Here is an 18,089-nt window from a genome sequence, read left to right as displayed (position 1 = left end):
GGATGACAGTTGGATGACAGTACTAAGCCACTGAAAACGCTTAGCTTTGAGTCGGTAACAGGGTCTTCGGCCGGGGAAAACAGGCGGTAAAAGTCGCGCCATTCTTCGGCACGCTCTCGATCAAGAGACGACCGCGATGACGGTTAAGAATATGTTTCACCAGCGATAATCCGAGGCCGGTTCCGCCCTGGTTACGGCTGTCGCCGACGTCCACCCGGTAGAAGCGCTCGGTCAGCCGCGGCAGGTGCTCCGGGGCGATGCCGGGGCCGAAATCCCGTACCATGACACGGATTTCGGGGCTCCCCTCGCCCGATGCGCCCGAAACGGTCTGATTGAGCGACACTATGACGCGGCCGCCCGAGGCGCCGTATTTGAGGGCGTTCTCGATCAGGTTCTCGAACAGGCGGAGCAGTTCCTCGCGGTCGCCGGCAATCGTGACCGGGGTCGGCGGCAGGTCGACGTCGATCTCGACCTGGCGCTCGCTGGCCAGCGCCTCAAGCCCGTCGGCCACCTGGCGGATGATCGGCACGATATCGATCGACGCCTCGGGCCGCACATGGGCCGACAGCTCGACCCGCGACAGCGACAGCAGGTCGTCGATCAGCCGCGCCATGCGGGTGGCCTGGGTGTGCATGATGCCGAGGAAGCGCTCGCGCGCCCGCGCGTCCTCGCGCGCCGGCCCCTGCAGCGTGTCGATGAAGCCGGACAAGGCGGCGAGCGGCGTGCGCAGCTCATGGCTGGCATTGGCGACGAAATCGGCGCGCATCTCCTCGACCCGGCGCAGCGGCGTCAGATCGTGGAAGGTCATCAGCATGCATTTCTCGGTGCCGCCGAACTGGGTCGGCACCGGCACCGGCGTGATCACCAATTCCATCCAGCGATCGACCGGAACGTGGTCGGAGTAGGTGGCGCGGCGCGGCTCGGAGGTCGCGATCGCCTCGCGCAACGCGGTGATAATCTCCGGCGAACGCAGGGCAAATTGCGCCAGCTCGTTCTTGCGCAGCGCCGGCGCCAGCTGGGCCGCGGCGGTGTTGAGATGGATGACACGGCCGGCGCGGTCGAGCAGCACGGCCGGGTCCGGCATGCCGGCGACGACCGCGCTGACGGCGGTCGCCTCGACCGGATTGCCGTGGCGGACATCTTCGCGCGAGATGCCGGCATCATGCAGCCGCCATGGCACCAGCGCCGCAGCCGCGATGCAGACGAACACCACGCAGGCGCGCACCAGCGACAACTCGCCGAGCGCGACCACCACGCTCAGCGCCAGCGCTGCGGCAAGCAGGATCAGCGCGGAATGGCGCAAGCGGTCGGGCCAGGGCGAGAAAATCGAATGCGGCGTATCGTCAATGGCCATCGCGGCGGCTTTCTTCCCGTCGGTTCTTGTCTCGCCCAGGCGCGGTCAGATCGACCTTCCCTCGGGAGGCATCGGGCCGCGTCATCAGACCCCGGAATCACCGCGCTTGCGGACCAGAACCGCCTCATGATGCGGCTCAGCGCGGGGACCCGAATCAGTCTGCGGCAGCCGCTTGAGTCGGGCGCCGACGATAACCTCCCGAAACGTCAGCAAGATTACAGATATGACGAACGGCGCAATATAGTAGAGCAGCCGGAACAACAGCATACCGCCGAGCAGGTCCTCGCGGTCCATCTGCCAGAGGCCGACCAGCATGGCGGCGTCGAACACCCCGAGCCCGCCGGGGGAGTGGCTGGCGAAGCCGAGCAGGGTCGCCGACACGAAGATGACCGCGACCACGACGAAGCCGAGATTGGGCTCGTCAGGCACCAGCACGTACATCGCCAGCGCACAGAAGCCGAGGTCGACGATGCCGATCGCGATCTGCAGCAGCGTCAGCGGCCCGCCCGGCAGGGTCACCGTCCAGGGACCGCGGCCGACCACCCGCGGCTGGGTCCAGACCCAGAGCACATAGGCGACCAGCGCGATGATGATGCCGAACGCCAGCGTCCGGTTGAGCCAGGGCGGCAGCTGGTCGATGTTGGCTGCGGCTTCCGGATGATAGGCGATGCCGAGCCCGAGCACCGCGGCATTGCCGAGCCAGAAGGTCAGGCCGGCGAGAAAGCAGATCTTGGCGACGTCGATCGCGTTCAATCCCCAGGCCGAATAGATCCGGTAGCGCACCGCGCCGCCGGTGAAGACGCTGGCGCCGACATTGTGCCCGATCGAATAGGAGGTGAATGCCGCGAGCGCATTGACGCGATAGGGCACGTGGGCGTGGCCGATCGCGCGCACCGCGAACAGATCGTAGAAGGTCAGCGTGAAGTAGCCGGCTGCGACGAACAGTCCCGCCAGCGCGATTTGTCGCGGCTCGGTGCTCTTGATGGCCTCGAGCACCTCGTTGGTGTCGATGCCGCGCAGCATATGATACAGGACGTAGCAGGCGATGCCGATGACGGCGATGCTGATGACAACACCCAGCCGATGCAGGATTTGCTTCTGGCGCAGAAACGCCATCGCCCTGCGTATTGCTTCCAGCATCTAGACCTCGAATTGCGATCCCGCGACGGCGGCTCCCGGGCGAACCCCGCCGGCGCTTCGCTGTGCCCCGACCCCTGTAGCGCGTTTTAAGCCGGAGTGGAATTCGTCAAACGACAATAAAACGCGCATCTTCAAGATATTAGGGATGATTCATGACAGCGGGTGCACAAATATGCGCGTTTCTCGCCATCTTCGACAAGACTTGACATCGACGTGCGGCAGGTAGCCCGTCGAACGGTGCGCAAGGCCATCCGGGAAACTACGGGAAGCAGGAGCGACGCCGCGGCGCCCGCGCAGTGAAAATCGCCGCCGCAATGGTGATGCGACGGCGATGAGGCAAGCCTGCGTCAATTTTTATGCCCGTGCCGCAGCCACTGCGGTGACGATTTCGGCAGCATCGGAGAAATGCCCCTTCACGCGCTTGGCGATCACTTTGCCGTCAAGCTTGATCTCGAAGACGCCGCCCTTGCCGGGCAGCAGCTCCGGATCGAGCCCGAGCCGTTCGCGCAGCAGCGCGGCGGCCTCCCTGGCGCGCTTCTCGTAGCCGCAGGGACGGCAATAGGTGATCGAGAGGTCGGTCATGGCGCGCTCTCCCATCCACTCATGCCGCGAGATGTTGCGCGTTCACGGCTTCGATGCCGGCGATCCACCCTGCAACCGAGCGACCGATCGCCTCCGGATGATCCTCCTGCAGATAATGCGCGCCCGCGCCGAGCTGAATGACCGCGCAATGCTGCAGCCTCGCCGCGAAATCCGCGGCGAAGGCCGGCGACACCAAGGCTCCGGGAGACCCCGCGAACAGCAGCTTCGGATAGGTCGATGCCGCGAGCGCCGCGTGCGCTGTGGTGAGCGCCTGATCGACATCGGCAGGTTCGCCTGCGATCGGCAGCTCGCGCGGCAGCATCAAGGTCGGCTTGCGGCTCTCGCGCGTCGCAAACGGCGCACGGTAAGCTTCCATCTCCTCCTCGCCGAGCGTGCGCAGGATCGAGCCGGGCAGCACACGTTCGACGAACGCATTGTTGTCGAGGACCATCGCTTCGCCCACTCCCGGCGTGCGGAATTTCCGGAACGTCTCCCGGGCGGCCTCGTGCTGGTGGAAGTCGGACCAATCCCGCATCGGGCGGATGAACTCCATAAAGGCCAGCCCACGCACGAGCTGCGGACGGCGCGCCGCGAGATGGAACGCGAGCGCCGTGCCCCAATCCTGCGCGACGAGATACGCCGAGCTGATGCCGAGCTCGTCGATCAGCGCATCGAGATAGTCCGCATGGTCGAAGAAGCGGTAGGCGATGTCGGGTTTGCCGGACTGGCCGTAGCCGATCAGGTCGGGCGCGATGCAGTGCCCGACCGGCGCCACCAGCGGCATGATGTTGCGCCAGATATAGGATGACGTCGGATTGCCGTGCAGGAACAGCACGTGCGGCGCGTCGCTGCGTCCGGTTTCGCGATAGGCCATCGTGGTCCCGAGCACCGGGCGATGATGCAGACTGATATCGGCAGACATGGTCATGGCAACTCCTTGAACACGGTTTGGAAGGCGATCGTCTTGAAACGCTCGAGCGCGGCCGCGCTGCGCTCGACCTTCATGCGCAACATCGCGCCCTGCCAGGATGCGAGCAGGAAATCAGCAAGCGCATCGGAATCAAAGTCGGACGCGATCTCGCGCCTGGCCTGGGCTTCGGCGATGCAGGCCGCAAACGGCGCGCGCCATTCCCGGAAGATCTCGTCGAGCTGCTCGCGCAGCATCTCGCTCGAGCCCGACGCCTCGAGGCTGAAATCGCCGATCAGGCAGCCGCGGGTGAAGCCGTCATGCGCAAGCTTGCCGGTGATGAGATCGAGATAGCGCCGGAGCCTGTCGCGCGGCGGCAGGGTCATGTCGCCGAGGGCTTCCGCGACGAGGCCGCGCACATAGAGGAAGTAGCGGTCGAGCACTTCCGACGCGAACAGCTCCTTCGAGCGGAAATGGTTGGTGAACGAACCCTGCGGCGCGCCAGCGGCGGCGGTGACGTCGCGCACGCTGGTGCCGTGATAGCCGGTCCGGAACATTTCCTTCAGGCCGGCGTCGAGGATGGCATCGCGGAGAGAGGGTTTTGGCATGGGTGTCATTTAATACGTACGTACGTATTGATGTCAAGCGGCAAAATGAATGCGGCTGGCGCCGCGCTCGGCGGCGCCGCTCAGTCCTGCTGGATCAAGGGTTTGGGGGTCAGTTCGCGGGCTTGCTGCGCGAAACCACCCAGTCGCGCAGCCAGGAGCCGATCGCACAGCCGACGAGATAGAGCGCGAACATGACCAGGAAGAGGTCGAGCCAGTAGCCGAAACGGCCGGGCACGATCCGCGCAAACGATGCCGCGACAAGCGCCGCTGCGAGCAGCGCGAGCCAGCGCATCCACACCTTCGAGACGCCCCGCGCCCGATGCACCACCGCGATCCAGCCCATGCCGAAGCCGAGCAGTGCGGCGCCGAGCAGCCAACCCCAGAAGAATGTCGCAAGCACGGTCATCGCTACTTCACCACGAATTCGATGCGGCGGTTCTGCGCCTTGCCGTCTTCACTCTCGTTGCCGACAAGCGGCTGCGTGCTGCCATAGCCGATCGGCGTGAAGCGATTGGCAGGCAGTCCGGCGCGCACGAGGTAATCGACCACGGCCTGCGCGCGGCGCTCCGACAAGGCCTGGTTGGCCGCCTCCTCACCGTCGCTGTCGGTATGGCCGGCGACTTCGATCGTCGCATTGGGACAGCGCATCGCGGTCTCGATCAGGCGGTCGAGCAGGCCGGCGGAGTCGGGGACGATGTCGGCCTTGCCGGACTCGAAGCGGATCTTGCCCTTGGAGAGGATCTCGGAGAACAGCTGCTGACACACCGTCGGATCGACCGGCGCCGCCGACGGCTTGACCGTGACCTCGGCCTTGTACTGCCAGCCCTGCGGAAAATCCTTGCCGAGCCCGTCGCGGATCTGGCCGGCCGCGGCATCATAGAGCGCATCGCCCGACAGCTTCACCTCACGGTCCGACACCACGAGCGTCCCGGTCGACAGCCGCGACAGCGCGCCGAGCGCGGGCACCACCGCCGCCGCGAACCCTGAGGGAGCGCCGATGCTGGCCTTGAGATTGTCGACCACCTTCTCGCTGAAGAACTTGCGGCCGGCGGCGGCGACCAGCGCGGCATGCACGTTGTTGTCGGGCACGTAGCCGGTCAGCGTCAGCGTCACCGCGACCGGATCCTTGTAGGCCTGGAACACGTAAGGCGGCGCCTTGATGTCGTTGGCGGCGATCGAATAGCCCTCCGGCAGATTCTTCAGCGCCGCCGCGACCGCTTCGCGTCCGCCGAGCTCGCGCGCCATGCCGGCAAGGGCAACCTTGTTGTCGGTCAGCGTGATCTTGCCTTCCTTCAGCTTGCCGATCTGGTCGAGCAGCAACAGCGCCGCCGGATCGAACCGCGACGGCGCGCCACGGGCGAGCGCCATCTGATCCACCACCTCGACACCGCCGAGACTGGCCTTCGCGGCCTCGGTCAGCTTGCTCTTGCTCGACGGCAGCGGCGCATTGCCGCCAAGCGTGACGCGCACGACGTCGCGTTCGGCGGACCACACAAAGGGCTTGGCTTCGGGAACGAGGCGGGTCTCGTCGTTGACCAGCCGCACGCCCGGCGCGGCCTCGACCGACGCCACTGCGCTGAGACGGCCGTCCTCGGAGAAGGCATTGGCCGCAAAGGTCACGTCGCGGCCGTCAACGCTGATGCGGCGCTTGTCGAGCACGGTGTCCTTGAGTGCGGCATTAGAGCGCGCAGCAAGGTCGGCTTCGACCGTTCCCGTTGAGGTCCAGGCCGCGATACCCCACAGGACGACCAGTGGAATCACCCCGGGCCACCACTTGCTGCTCCACTTGAAAAGTCCGTGCATTCAGCGTCCTGCGGGTCTGGAACCAGAGAGAAAACAAACCCTTGGCTGACTGTCAAACCCCAAATCAAAGGCCATGGCGGGGGCGCCATATTGGATCGGGATAACAGTTTCTTCAGTGGTCTTTCGCTAAGTTTGCGACGGAATGCAAATCGGCCAGCCCGTGCCACTCATGAAACAACTCCGCAACACCGTGATCCGTGCCGGGATGGAGGCGTTGTATTTCTCGGGTGCGCATATCCTGTTGCGGCCGATCTTTGCCGGCGTCGGCGCCATCTTCATGCTGCACCACGTCCGCCCGCGGCGCGCCGACGCGTTCCAGCCCAACCATCATCTCGAGGTCACGCCGGACTTCCTGCGCGCGATGCTGACGCATCTGCGCGCGCTCGACGTCGATGTCGTCAGCATGGACGAGGCGCATCGCCGCCTCACCGAACGGAATTTCGCGCGGCGCTTCGCCTGCTTCACCTGCGATGACGGCTACCGCGACAACCGCGATTTCGCGCTGCCTGTGATGCGCGAGTTCGGCGCGCCGTTCACGGTCTTTGTCGCGAGCGATTTCGCCGAGGGCTGCGGCAAATTGTGGTGGATCGCGCTGGAGCGGATCATCGCGGCAGCATCGGCGATCGAAGTGCCGATCGCCGGCGTCATGACGCGGATCGACACCGCGACACCGCAAGCCAAGCGCACAGCGTTCGGCCGCATGCACGACTGGCTGCGTTCGCTGCCCGGCGAGAAGGAGATGCAGGCCGAGATATCCGCGCTGTGCGCCCGCCACGGCGTCGACGAGGCCGGCATCGCGCGCGAGCTCTGCATGTCCTGGGACGAGTTGCGCGGCTTTGCCGACGATCCGCTGGTCACCATCGGCGCCCACACCATCACCCATTGCAATCTCGCCAAGCAGAGCGAGACCGTCGCATCGTTCGAGCTCGCCACCGGCCGGGCGCGGATCGAGGATACGCTGCAGCGTCCGGCGCTGCACCTCGCCTATCCCTATGGCGACCGGATCGCCGCCGGGCAGCGCGAATTCGCCCTCGCCAGATCGATCGGCTTTCGGACTGCGGTAACGACGCGGCCGGGCATGCTGTTTCCCGAAAGCGCCGACCATCTGACCGCGTTGCAGCGCGTCTCGCTGAACGGCAATTACCAGGACGCGCGGCTCTTGCCGGTGCTGACATCAGGCGCCGCCACCGCGGTGTGGAACGGCTTTCGCCGCATCGACGCTGCGTAGCCCACTCCTCGCAGCCCGGATTTCGCTTCGCTCCATCCGGGCTACCGATCCCTTCCCTGTTCTTGACTCGATCCCCGGCCGCGCCCAGAACCACTGGCAACGCAATGGAGGAGCGCATGTTCAAGGATCTGTTCTCACTGAAGGGCCGCGTCGCACTGGTGACCGGGGGATCGCGCGGCATCGGCAAGATGATCGCGGCCGGTTTCCTCGCGCAAGGTGCCGCGAAGGTCTACATCACCGCACGCAAGGCAGGTCCCTGCGAGGCCACCGCCCAGGAGCTCACCGCCGCCTATGACGGCGAATGCATCGCGCTGCCGATCGACATCTCGACGGTCGAGGGCTGCGAGAAGCTCGCCGGTGAAATCATCAAGCGCGAGCCGAAGCTCGACATCCTGGTCAACAATGCCGGCGCGGCATGGGGCGCGGACTTCGACGAATTCCCGGAGAGCGGCTGGGACAAGGTGATGAACCTCAACGTCAAGTCGATCTTCTTCCTGACCAAGGCGCTGGCCAAGCCGCTGCGCGCCGCGGCGACCCATGACAAACCGGGCAAGGTGATCAACATCGCCTCGATCGACGGCATCTTCGTCAACCCGATGGAGACCTATTCCTATGCCGCCAGCAAGGCCGCGGTGATCCATTTGACGCGCCGGATGGCGACGCGTCTGATCAAGGACAACATCAATGTCACCGCGATCGCGCCCGGCGCCTTCAAGTCGGACATGAACCGCGCCGCGCGCGACCACGCCGACGAGGTCGCACAGCGCGTTCCGTCGCGGCGCGTGGGCAGCGACGAAGATATGGCGGGCACCGCGATCTATCTCGCCTCGCGCGCCGGCGACTATGTCGTGGGCAACACCATCGCAGTCGATGGCGGCGTGGTCTACGCGACCGCAGGGCTGGAGATCGCGGGGTAAGCGACCGCGCCTCTTACGCCCATTAGCATCGCTGGTAATACAAAGGGCGCCTCGCCCGCAGCGGGGCGCCCTTTCCGACACCTCTGGCTAGCCTCCATCTGAAGCACGCCGCGAGACTACACGCGATGATGTGAACTTCCGTTTCACATCACTCACGCGGGACCCCGTCAAAGCGGACGCGCGCAGCATGGATATCCGAATAGCGACGGTCGGCCCAATCGATGAGGCTCGCCATGGGGTCCAGCAGGGATTGCCCTAGCGGGGAAAGGCGATATTCAACGCCCGGCGGCTTGGTCGGAAAGACATGGCGGGTGACAAGTCCGTCGCGCTCCAAGTCGCGCAGCGTCTGTGTGAGCATGCGCTTCGAGATGTCGCGGATGGCTCGGCGAAGCTCGCCGAAGCGCCGCGGTCCCGTCGCGAGGGTCATGATCATGAGGATGCTCCACTTGTCGCCGATGCAGTCGAGCACGTCGCGCACCGGGCAATGCACGGGTTCTACCGACTGGGCGTCGTCCGATTGATATCGGCTAAATCGCTCGATCGCGCTCAATGCGTCGCTCATGCCGGTCCCCTTTTTCTCTCCTGGTTACAAAAAACTGCCTCCTTACGGTGCAGGTTTGAGGTCTCTATGTGAGACCTACCCTAGAATATAGGCCATTTAGCACCCGGAGAATACGCATGTTTCTAGTCACTGGAATTACAGGAAAAGTCGGCGGCGCAACGGCCAGGCATCTGTTGGCGCAAGGCAAGAAAGTACGGGCGCTGGTTCGCGACCGCGCGAAGGCGGCAAGCTGGACGGACCAGGGCGTGGAACTGGTGGACGGCGACTGGAACGACACGGCCACCATCGAGCGGGCGCTCGAGGGCGTCGACGGCGCGTTTGTCATGTTGCCAGCCGTCTGGGCCCCCTCGCCGGACTTCAGGGAAGCCAAGGGCGTCATCGCGAACTATGTCGAGGCGCTGACCAAGGCCGCGCCGCCGCGGGTCGTCGGGCTCTCGTCGATGGGAGCGAACAGAACCAGCGGGCTGGGCATGATCACGGCCCTGTCGTTGCTGGAGCAGGGCTTTCGCAAACTGACATCGCCGACCGCCTTCGTGCGCGCCGGCGGCTTTTTCGAAAACTTCCTTTACGGCCTGCACGTCGCCCAGGGCGGCACGCTCCCCGTCTACTACAACCCAACCAACCGGAAATCGACCATGGTCGCGACGAACGACATCGGTGCCGAGGTGGCGACGCTGCTGACCGGGCCGGCGTGGTCGGGGCATCGCGTCATCGAACTTGGTTCGATGGTCAGCGCGGATGAAGTCGCAGCGCAACTGGGCGATGTCATGCAGCGCGAAGTCAGGGCCTTCGCTGTCCCGCGGGCTGAGTGGCCGGCGGCATTCGAGCAGTTCGGCATCCCGAAGGGCCAAACCGGACCGGCTGAAGCGGTGTTCGACGCCGTCAACGCGGGCTGGATGGACCTCGGCGAAGCGGGCACGGAGCGCGTCGCCGGCACAACGCTTCCCCGCGATGTCTTCGCGGCGGCCCAGAAGGCCGCCACGACTTAGATCCGATCAGCGATGAGATGCGACTTTCGGACCTGTTCCGGAAATTCGCATCTCCTTCGGAATGAATGCGTCGTGGCCGGCCGTCTCTCCGCGACGCCTTAATCAGAAAGGGATGGACAAATGTCAAAGATTTCCTGGCGCCAGGTCTCGGCCTTGGCGCTTGCAGCTTTCTTCGTCGTGGGATCGCTCAGCAACATCTTCGCCCCTGGGTCCATCTACGAAGAATATCTGCGGTGGGGATACCCGTACTGGTTCCATTTCGTAACCGGATCGCTGGAACTCACGACCGCCGTTCTGCTGGCGCGGGCACGGACACGGCTGTGGGGCTCGGCGCTCGGCTGCACCGTGATGTTGGCAGCGCTTGCGACCGTCACATTCCACGGCGAATACGGGCACGGCGTGGCGCCGCTTGTCGTGGCAGCACTATCGATGGTCGTCGGCTGGATTGCCTGGCCGAAGCGGATCACCAGTTCGGCATGACTGTCGCCACTGGAGGCCGAGGGAATGTCCGCGCGGGCGCATTCACGGGTGAAAATCTCAACATCGTTGCGCGGCTCCGTGCACGTCCGGACTGGCGAACGGCGAGTAGCCGCCCCCCTGTTCGTCGTTCAAAGGCTCGACGCAAACGCATCGACGAGTCGGTCGAAGGCTTCGGCTCTTTCCCACTGCGTGGCGTGGCCGGCACCGTCGATCACCTGAACCTGGTCGCGCCACAATGTCGGCGCGGGCAGCCGTTGCAGATAGCCGAGATCGACCATCTGCTCCTCGCTGCCATGCACGATGGCCAGCAGAATCCCGAGGCCGCGCACGATCTCGACCTCGTCCGCGAAGCGGCCGGCCTGCACGCTGGCGCCGAGATAGCCGCGCGCGTTGCCGTCGGTGCGGCGGAAATCGGTGTCGACGAATGCGGGCAACGGCGCATAGTCCGGCGCGAAGACCGTTTTCAGCCAGGCCGCGATCTCGGCATCGCTGGGTGCCGGCGTGAAGGTGGTGGCCGACAGCCCCTTGAACCCGGAGAACCCGTCCGGAGTCTTGGCGATCGGCGGCGTACCGAAAATCATCAGCCCGGCCGCCATCGGCAAGGATGGGGCTGCGTTGAGCACGGCGTGTCCGCCGAGGCTCCAGCCCACCACCACCGCATCCTTCAGACCGAGCTCTTTTGCGGCCGCGGCAATGCAGCCGGCATAGCCTGCACCCGAATAACCATGCTCCGGATCGGGCGCAGGCGATGAGCTGCCATGGCCGGGAAGGTCGATCGAGATCAGCCGGTATTTGGCGCCAAGCGGCCCCTGGAGTTGCTTCTGCCAAATCTGCGACGACGACGAATTGCCGTGGACGAGCAGGATGTCGCGGCCAGTGCCAGCACTCTCGAAGCCCGCGATCGTCTGCTCACCGAACTGGAGCTTGAGCGGACGCAGGGTCGGCCCCGGAAAAATCTCTTCGCTCATGATGGCCCCGCCGTAATCCCGATCCGCGACAACCGGCTCAAGCCGTCATTGCGGTTGATGTGTTGAAGCAGTGTGATCTCCGCGCGAAGGCATCGCGCTTGTCAAGCCGGGAAGCGCCTGCGCTTCATCGCGCACGCGAACGCACGTCTCAAGAAAGAAAAGGGGCAAGCCAGGACCTTCTCGGCTTACCCCTTTTCGGCCCCTCCGGGAGGAGAGGAACTGCTAGCTGAAACTCAGCTCTCGATCCTCACATATTCGAAGTCGCCGGGCTTGTTATCGATGCCGACCTTGGGCGGCGAGATCCAGGAGGCGAACTCGCCGGGTTCGGTCACCGGCTTCATCAGCGAGGCGATGAAGTCGCCGTCCGCGGTCGACGGCAGCCAGTCGTTCTTGCGCTTGGCCCAGGTGGCGTCGTCGATCAGCAGGCCATCGGGCGTCGCATGGATGTCCTTGAACTCGCCGATCTGGCGGTGGAAGGCGGTGTTCGGCACCGCGAGCTTGTAGTCGATGCCGGCGGTGGAGATCACCTTGTTCCAGCGCAGCATGCCCTTGACGCAATCCTGCGTGTAGTCGTCGCGCAGCCGCATGTTGAGCGCGGTCAGCGCCGGCTCGTCGACCATCTTGATCTGGCCGTCCACCATCTTCATGACCGGATAGGTCGAACTCTTGAGCTGGTGATCGTCCTCGATCGTGGTTTCCTTGTAGCGGCCCTTGATGCCGGCGTTGAAGGCGTTCGCCGCATTGGTCGACACTTCGGAGCCGAACAAATCGAGCGACAGCGAATAGTGCAGGTTCAGCTTCTTCTGGATGGTCGGCAGATCGATCACGCCGAGCGCGCGGATCCTGGCGATGTCGTTCGGATCGGTGATGCCGGCTTCCGTCATCGCTTCGCAGGTGCGCTGCACGACGCGGGTGATGCCGGTCTCGCCGACGAACATGTGATGGGCTTCCTCGGTCAGCATGAAGCGGCAGGTGCGCGACAGCGGATCGAAGCCCGACTGCGCCAGCGAGTGCAGCTGCATCTTGCCGTCGCGGTCGGTGAAGTAGGTGAACATGAAGAACGACAGCCAGTCCGGCGTCGCCTCGTTGAAGGCCCCTAACATGCGCGGCGAATCCGCATCGCCCGAGCGGCGGCGCAGCAAATCGTCGGCCTCCTCGCGGCCGTCGCGGCCGAAATACTTCTGCAGGAGGTAGACCATCGCCCAGAGATGGCGGCCTTCCTCGACATTGACCTGGAACAGATTGCGCATGTCGTAGAGCGAGGGCGCGGTCTTGCCGAGATGGCGCTGCTGCTCGACCGAGGCGGGCTCGGTGTCGCCCTGGATCACGATCAGGCGGCGCAGCATCGCACGGTGCTCACCGGGGACTTCCTGCCATGCCGGCTTGCCGTAGTCTTCGCCGAACGGAATGACGCGGTTCTCTTCCTGCGGCGCAAGCAGAATGCCCCAGCGATATTCCGGCATCCGCACGTAGTCGAACTTGGCCCAGCCGCGCGGATCGACCGAATAGGCGGTGCGCAGATAGACCAGCGACTCCTGGAAGCCTTCCGGCCCCATGTCGCTCCACCAGTCCATGTAGCCGGGATGCCAGCCCTCCAGCGCCTTGAGCACCTGGCGGTCTTCGGCGAGATTCACGTTGTTTGGAATCTTGGTCGAGTAATCGACGTTCATGATGTTCATGGCCGTGCTCCCTTAAACTCGCGTCATGTCGAATTGTGCCTTCTGGCCGGTGCCGTAGCGGCGCAGTGCGCCGTCTTCGCCGACCGCATTCGGCCGCTGGAAGATCCAGTTCTGCCACGCCGTCAGGCGCGAGAAGATCTTCGATTCCATGGTCTCGGGACCGACGAAGCGCAGATTGGCTTCCATTCCGGTGAGACCGTCGGGCGAGAACGAGGTGCGCTCCTCGAAGAACACGCGGACCTCGTCGTCCCAGTCGATGTCGTCGAGCGCGAAGGTGACGAGGCCGAGCTCCTCGGCCTCCTCCGCATCGAGCGCCTTGCCGATCGAGCCTTGCGCGCGCTCCAGATCCATTGGGTCGGCCTGGAAGCGCGATTGCAGCCGGGTCAGGCCGTGACTCATCGGATAGGGCCCGAAATTCATCGCGGTCAGTTCGATCGCCGGCGGCGGGCGGTTGTCGCCCTGCTTCTGGCCGATCAGCATGTAGGAGCGGTCGGCCGCGAACACGAGCTCGGCCAGGGTGCCGACGAAGCAGGAGCCGGGCTCGACCAGCGTCACCAGCGTACGCGAGGTGACGTCGATGCGCTTGAGCACGCGCTTCCAGTAGTGCCTCACCTCGTTGACCAGCCAGTGCGCCTTGTTGGCCTCCAGGAACGCGTCATAGGACACGACGTTGGCGCGGTCTCCGTGGCTCTTGAACACCAGCATCGCGGTCTCGAGCTCGTTGATGCGTAGGTGCAGGATCGCATCGTCGAGCTCGCGGGCGACCTGCAGCGGCCAGAATGAAGCGCCCTGCGCGATCATGCCGTCGACGTCAGCGGGCGCCGCAGCTTCCGGCGCCTTGATCGAGATGGTGGCGATGCGCGCGGCCCGATCGATGTCGACGCTGACGAAGCCATAGCGGATGGCGCTGTCGTCGATGGTCCGCGTCAGCGGCGCCAGCGCGATGCCTTTGCCTGCGCCGTTGCGCTTCGACCTGGCGGCGAATTCCTTGACGCGCTCGGCAAGCTTGCCCTCGAGCTTGGAGTTCGGCGCGATCTCGTCGACCAGCCGCCACTGCACCGCGCGCTTGCCCTTGATGCCTTCTTCAATGGTGCAGAAGAAATCGGCGTGGTCGCGGCGCACCTTGCGCTTGTCGACGACGCGGGTCAGGCCGCCGGTGCCCGGCAGCACCGCGAGCAGCGGCACTTCCGGCAGCGCGACGGCGGCGGCGCCGTCATCGGCCATCATGATGTGATCGGTCGCCAGCGCCAGCTCATAGCCGCCGCCGGCCGCAGTGCCGTTGACGACGGTGATGAAGCTCTGGCCGGAATTCTCGCTGGAGTCTTCAAGACCGTTGCGGGTCTCGTTGGTGAACTTGCAGAAGTTGACCTTGTGGGCGTGGGTCGAGCCCGCCAGCATGCGGATGTTGGCGCCGGCGCAGAACACGCGGTTCTTTCCCGAGCGCATCACCACGACCTTCACCTCGGGATGCTCGAAGCGCAGCCGCTGCACGGCGTCGGCCAGCTCGATGTCGACGCCGAGGTCGTAGGAGTTGAGCTTGAGCTGATAGCCCTCGAACAGGCCGGCGTTCTCGTCGACGTCCATAGTCAGCGTCGCGACGTCGCCCGCGACGTCGAGCTTCCAGTGCCGGTAGCGCGACGGGTTGGTCTGGAAGTCGATGTACTTCGCCCCGCCTGCAAGGACGCGATCGTCACCAGCCATTTGGCCACCCTTATCTGTTGTTTGTTTGAGGTTCGTCGTCGAGGTCTTCATGCACAATAATTCATGTTTTTGGCTTCGTCTAGTTCAAAGCGTAAAAACATGCATTTTGTTTCATGTTCGGGAATTCACCCATTGGGCCAATGGCCTGGCACCGGCACCAAATGTCAGGCCGCCAGTGCCGGGTCATCCCGCAGCGCCGCTTTGGCGAATTCGGTGACAGCGTCCAGCGTGACCGCGGGCGCCTCGCGATGCGGTGAGTGACCGGCACCGGCAACGGCCGCGACATCGACCGGGCAGTAGCACTCGTCCTGGGCGATCTCGACCTGACGCATCGTGCCGTATTGGTCATCCGCGCCCTGCACGATCAGCACCGGCACGCGGATATAGGCGAGATATTCGGAGATATCCCAGTCGCGGAATGCCGGATCGAGCCAGGCGTCGTTCCAGCCATGGAAGGCGTTGTCGACATCCTTGTGCCAGCGCGCGAGCTTCTCCTTCAGATTGGTGGTCTCATACGCCGTCTTGATCTCGGCGATCGACTTCACCGAGATGTCCTCGACGATGAAGTGCGGCGCGATGAGTGCAAGCCCGTGCAGGCGATGATCCTGATGCGCGCCGGCATAGATCGCCGCGATCGACGCGCCGTCGGAGTGGCCGACCAAAAGACCGCGGCGGAAGCCGATCCGGTCGAGCAGCTTCGGCAGCACGTCAAGCGCCTCGCGATGCATGTAGTCGACCGGGCGCGGCAGCTTCGCCGGCGACGACGCGCCATAACCGGCGCGCGAATAGGCGAACACGCCGGCGCCGGTCGCCGCCTGCAGCTTCTCCGGGAAGTCGCCCCACAGCCCGACGCAGCCGAGGCCTTCATGCAGCATCACGAGGGTCGGCGCCGTCTCGGGTGACGGGCCGATCATCCGGTATTCGAGCTCGGCGCCGTCGATGCTGAGGAAGCCTGTGGGGTTCAAATTCGTCATGACAGGCCTTCCTCACTCGTCGTCCCGGCGAAAGCCGGGACCCATAACCACAGGCGTTAGTTGTTACGCAAAAGCCGTCGAACAGCATCTCTCAAAACGAAAGCCGCGGCGTATGGGTCCCGGCTTTCGCCGGGACGACACGCGGAAAGTACGGCGTCGTCAATGCCGCAACTTAAACCGCTGGATCTTGCCGGTCGCCGTCTTCGGCAGATTGTCGACCACATCGATCCAGCGCGGATATTTCCATGGGCCGATCTTCTGCTTGACGTGTTCCTTCAGCGCCTCGTGCAGGCCTTCGGCCGAACTCTCGGGCCGCAGCACCACATAGGCCTTCGGCTTGAGCAGGCCTTCCGGATCGGCCTCCGGCACGACCGCCGCCTCCAGCACCGCGGGATGGGTGATCAGCGCGCTCTCGACCTCGAACGGCGAGACCCAGATGCCGGAGACCTTGAACATGTCGTCGGCGCGGCCGCAGAAGGTGTAACGGCCGTCGGCATCGCGCGTGTATTTGTCGCCGGTGCGGGTCCACGCGCCCTCGAAAGTGGCGCGGCTCTTGGCGCGCTGATTCCAGTAGCTCTCGCCGGCCGAGGGCGCATCGACCAGGAGCTCGCCGACCTCGCCATCCGCAACGTCGGCCCCGAGCTCGTTGACCAGCCGCACCTTGTAGCCGGGCACCGGACGCCCCGAGGAGCCGTATTTGATGTCGCCGGGCGCATTCGACAGGAAGATGTGCAACAGCTCGGTCGAGCCGACGCCGTCGAGGATGTCGACGCCGAACCGCGCGCGCCACGCATTGCCGACCGATTCCGGCAACGCCTCGCCGGCCGAGGTGCAGACCCGCAGGCGATTGCCCGCGGTTTGCGCCTTCGTCGCCTCATCGTTCAGCATCGCCGCGAACAGGGTCGGAACGCCGAAGAAGATGCTGGGATGATATTTGTTCAGCAGCGCGAACATCACCGCCGGCGTCGGACGCTCCGAATTGAGCACCGTGGTGGCGCCGACCGACATCGGGAAGGTCAGCGCGTTGCCAAGCCCATAGGCGAAGAACAGCTTTGCCGCCGACAGCCCGACATCGTCCTCGCGGATCCCGAGCACCTGTTTCGCATAGGTCTCCGCGGTCGCCGCGAGGTTGGAATGCAGATGGCGCACGCCCTTTGGCATGCCGGTCGAGCCCGATGAATAGAGCCAGAACGCCGGCTCGTCGGCATGCGTCGGCGCGGTGGCGAACACGTCGCTCTCGCGCGCGATCTCGTCCGACAGCTTCTTGTGGCCGCGCGCATCCGTGCCGGAGACCACGACATGCTCGAGGTCGGGCATCCGCGCGATGATGTCCTTCACCACCGGCAGCAGCGCCTCGGAGACGAACAGCACGCGCGCGCGGCAATCGCCGAGGATGTAGGCGTATTGCTCCGCGGTCAGCAGCGTGTTGAGCGGCACCGGCACCACGCCGGCGCGGATCGCGCCGAGGAACACGATCGGGAAATCGACCGTATCCAACATGATCATGGCGACCCGCTCCTCGCGGCGGACGCCGAGCCGGCGCAGCATGTTGCCGACGCGGCGGGTCTGCTGCTGCAACTGGCCATAGGTGATTTGCGAGGCCGTATCGTCGAACACGACCTTGTCGCCGCGGCCCTCATCGACATTGCGGTCGAGCAGCCAGGAGACTGCGTTGTAGGTCATGGCCCGCTCCTTAGGCACAGGCGCATCGCGCCTGCCCTCTCCCGTCGAGATTTAAGAATTATAATTCATACAAAGCCACCACATTGGCTTGCTGTCAATCCTCGTCGGCATTATGTTTCCTAGACCATTGGACCTGATTCAGTCAGGACCGCGCGTCGCACGGGGATCATGACCGAAGCCAACGATCCGGAAACCGACTTCCTCGAACAGCTCGGCCAGCGCGTGCGCACCATGCGCGCGCTCCGCGGCATGTCGCGCAAGGTGCTCGCCAAGGTCTCCGGCATTTCCGAACGCTACATCGCCCAGCTCGAAAGCGGCAAAGGCAATGTCTCGATCGTGCTGCTGCGCCGTGTCGCAGGCGCGATGGGCGCGCATCTCGAGGACCTGATCCCCTCGAGCGAGCCGGTTCCGGATTGGGCCGTGATCCGCGATCTCCTGCGCAAGGCGTCACCGAGCCAGATCGCGCAGGCCAAGGACATGCTCGCCGGCAGCAGCCCGCTGGCGCCGCGCGGCG

General features: G+C 64.9%; 18 protein-coding genes. 5 read left to right on the top strand and 13 right to left on the bottom strand.

Translation table 11 applies throughout. The features are described from left to right. Window positions 1-40: 40 nt before the first annotated feature. The 7 genes from H8B02_RS19355 to H8B02_RS19325 form a co-directional block, all read right to left on the bottom strand. Window positions 41-1,354 (bottom strand): ATP-binding protein, encoded by a 1,314-nt coding sequence (locus H8B02_RS19355; RefSeq protein ID WP_229167696.1) that lies wholly within the window; start codon window positions 1,352-1,354, stop codon window positions 41-43. Window positions 1,355-1,438: 84 nt separating this feature from the next. Further along, window positions 1,439-2,494 carry a putative bifunctional lysylphosphatidylglycerol flippase/synthetase gene (locus H8B02_RS19350; protein WP_229167695.1) on the bottom strand — a complete coding sequence of 352 codons (1,056 nt, stop codon included), beginning with the start codon at window positions 2,492-2,494 and terminating at the stop codon, window positions 1,439-1,441. Window positions 2,495-2,848: 354 nt separating this feature from the next. After that, the gene (locus tag H8B02_RS19345) at window positions 2,849-3,076 is read right to left on the bottom strand and encodes a SelT/SelW/SelH family protein (protein WP_229167694.1); all 228 of its coding nucleotides are present in this window, start codon (window positions 3,074-3,076) and stop codon (window positions 2,849-2,851) included. Between the two features lie 19 nt (window positions 3,077-3,095). Then, window positions 3,096-4,004 carry a haloalkane dehalogenase gene (locus H8B02_RS19340; protein WP_229167693.1) on the bottom strand — a complete coding sequence of 303 codons (909 nt, stop codon included), beginning with the start codon at window positions 4,002-4,004 and terminating at the stop codon, window positions 3,096-3,098. Then, window positions 4,001-4,591 carry a TetR/AcrR family transcriptional regulator gene (locus H8B02_RS19335; RefSeq protein WP_229167692.1) on the bottom strand — a complete coding sequence of 197 codons (591 nt, stop codon included), beginning with the start codon at window positions 4,589-4,591 and terminating at the stop codon, window positions 4,001-4,003. The genes H8B02_RS19340 and H8B02_RS19335 overlap by 4 nt, the downstream gene beginning before the upstream one ends. Before the next feature lie 109 nt (window positions 4,592-4,700). After that, window positions 4,701-4,997, bottom strand: coding sequence for a hypothetical protein (locus tag H8B02_RS19330; RefSeq protein ID WP_229167691.1), 297 nt, complete (start codon window positions 4,995-4,997; stop codon window positions 4,701-4,703). Window positions 4,998-4,999: 2 nt separating this feature from the next. Further along, the gene (locus H8B02_RS19325; protein WP_229167690.1) at window positions 5,000-6,394 is read right to left on the bottom strand and encodes an OmpA family protein; all 1,395 of its coding nucleotides are present in this window, start codon (window positions 6,392-6,394) and stop codon (window positions 5,000-5,002) included. 169 nt (window positions 6,395-6,563) lie between these two features. On the opposite strand from H8B02_RS19325, the gene H8B02_RS19320 reads away from it, so the two are divergent. Further along, window positions 6,564-7,622, top strand: coding sequence for a polysaccharide deacetylase family protein (locus H8B02_RS19320; RefSeq protein ID WP_229167689.1), 1,059 nt, complete (start codon window positions 6,564-6,566; stop codon window positions 7,620-7,622). Between the two features lie 116 nt (window positions 7,623-7,738). Next, window positions 7,739-8,539 (top strand): SDR family NAD(P)-dependent oxidoreductase, encoded by an 801-nt coding sequence (locus H8B02_RS19315; RefSeq protein ID WP_092126579.1) that lies wholly within the window; start codon window positions 7,739-7,741, stop codon window positions 8,537-8,539. Between the two features lie 148 nt (window positions 8,540-8,687). Here the strand turns inward: H8B02_RS19315 and H8B02_RS19310 are convergent, their stop codons facing one another. Further along, a complete protein-coding gene (locus H8B02_RS19310; RefSeq protein ID WP_229167688.1) occupies window positions 8,688-9,101 on the bottom strand; it encodes a winged helix-turn-helix transcriptional regulator in 414 nt (137 codons plus the stop codon). A 116-nt stretch (window positions 9,102-9,217) separates the two neighbouring features. Between H8B02_RS19310 and H8B02_RS19305 the strand changes: the two genes are divergently transcribed. Both H8B02_RS19305 and H8B02_RS19300 read left to right on the top strand, forming a co-directional pair. Next, complete coding sequence (locus H8B02_RS19305; RefSeq protein WP_283842213.1) at window positions 9,218-10,090, top strand: NmrA family NAD(P)-binding protein; 873 nt, start codon at window positions 9,218-9,220, stop codon at window positions 10,088-10,090. A gap of 120 nt (window positions 10,091-10,210) precedes the next feature. After that, window positions 10,211-10,570, top strand: a complete 360-nt coding sequence (locus H8B02_RS19300) for a DoxX family protein (RefSeq protein ID WP_229167686.1) — start codon at window positions 10,211-10,213, stop codon at window positions 10,568-10,570. A gap of 128 nt (window positions 10,571-10,698) precedes the next feature. Here the strand turns inward: H8B02_RS19300 and H8B02_RS19295 are convergent, their stop codons facing one another. The 5 genes from H8B02_RS19295 to H8B02_RS19275 form a co-directional block, all read right to left on the bottom strand. After that, entirely contained in the window at window positions 10,699-11,538 is an 840-nt protein-coding gene (locus tag H8B02_RS19295) for an alpha/beta fold hydrolase (RefSeq protein ID WP_229167685.1), read from the bottom strand. A gap of 233 nt (window positions 11,539-11,771) precedes the next feature. Next, the gene (gene boxB, locus H8B02_RS19290; protein WP_229167707.1) at window positions 11,772-13,208 is read right to left on the bottom strand and encodes a benzoyl-CoA 2,3-epoxidase subunit BoxB; all 1,437 of its coding nucleotides are present in this window, start codon (window positions 13,206-13,208) and stop codon (window positions 11,772-11,774) included. A 21-nt stretch (window positions 13,209-13,229) separates the two neighbouring features. Further along, window positions 13,230-14,918: a 2,3-epoxybenzoyl-CoA dihydrolase gene (boxC, locus tag H8B02_RS19285; RefSeq protein ID WP_229167684.1), complete on the bottom strand. Its 1,689-nt coding sequence runs from the start codon at window positions 14,916-14,918 to the stop codon at window positions 13,230-13,232. Between the two features lie 164 nt (window positions 14,919-15,082). Next, window positions 15,083-15,892 carry an alpha/beta fold hydrolase gene (locus H8B02_RS19280; RefSeq protein WP_229167683.1) on the bottom strand — a complete coding sequence of 270 codons (810 nt, stop codon included), beginning with the start codon at window positions 15,890-15,892 and terminating at the stop codon, window positions 15,083-15,085. A gap of 159 nt (window positions 15,893-16,051) precedes the next feature. Continuing rightward, window positions 16,052-17,575, bottom strand: coding sequence for a benzoate-CoA ligase family protein (locus tag H8B02_RS19275; RefSeq protein ID WP_229167682.1), 1,524 nt, complete (start codon window positions 17,573-17,575; stop codon window positions 16,052-16,054). A 168-nt stretch (window positions 17,576-17,743) separates the two neighbouring features. Here H8B02_RS19275 and H8B02_RS19270 point away from each other — a divergent pair. Further along, window positions 17,744-18,089 (top strand): helix-turn-helix domain-containing protein (locus tag H8B02_RS19270; protein ID WP_229167681.1); only part of this gene is annotated, 346 nt, incomplete at its 3' end.

The organism is Bradyrhizobium altum, assembly GCF_020889705.1.
In the GTDB taxonomy this organism is placed as follows: Bacteria; Pseudomonadota; Alphaproteobacteria; order Rhizobiales; family Xanthobacteraceae; genus Bradyrhizobium; species Bradyrhizobium altum.
This window is presented reverse-complemented; position numbering and strand designations above follow the sequence as displayed.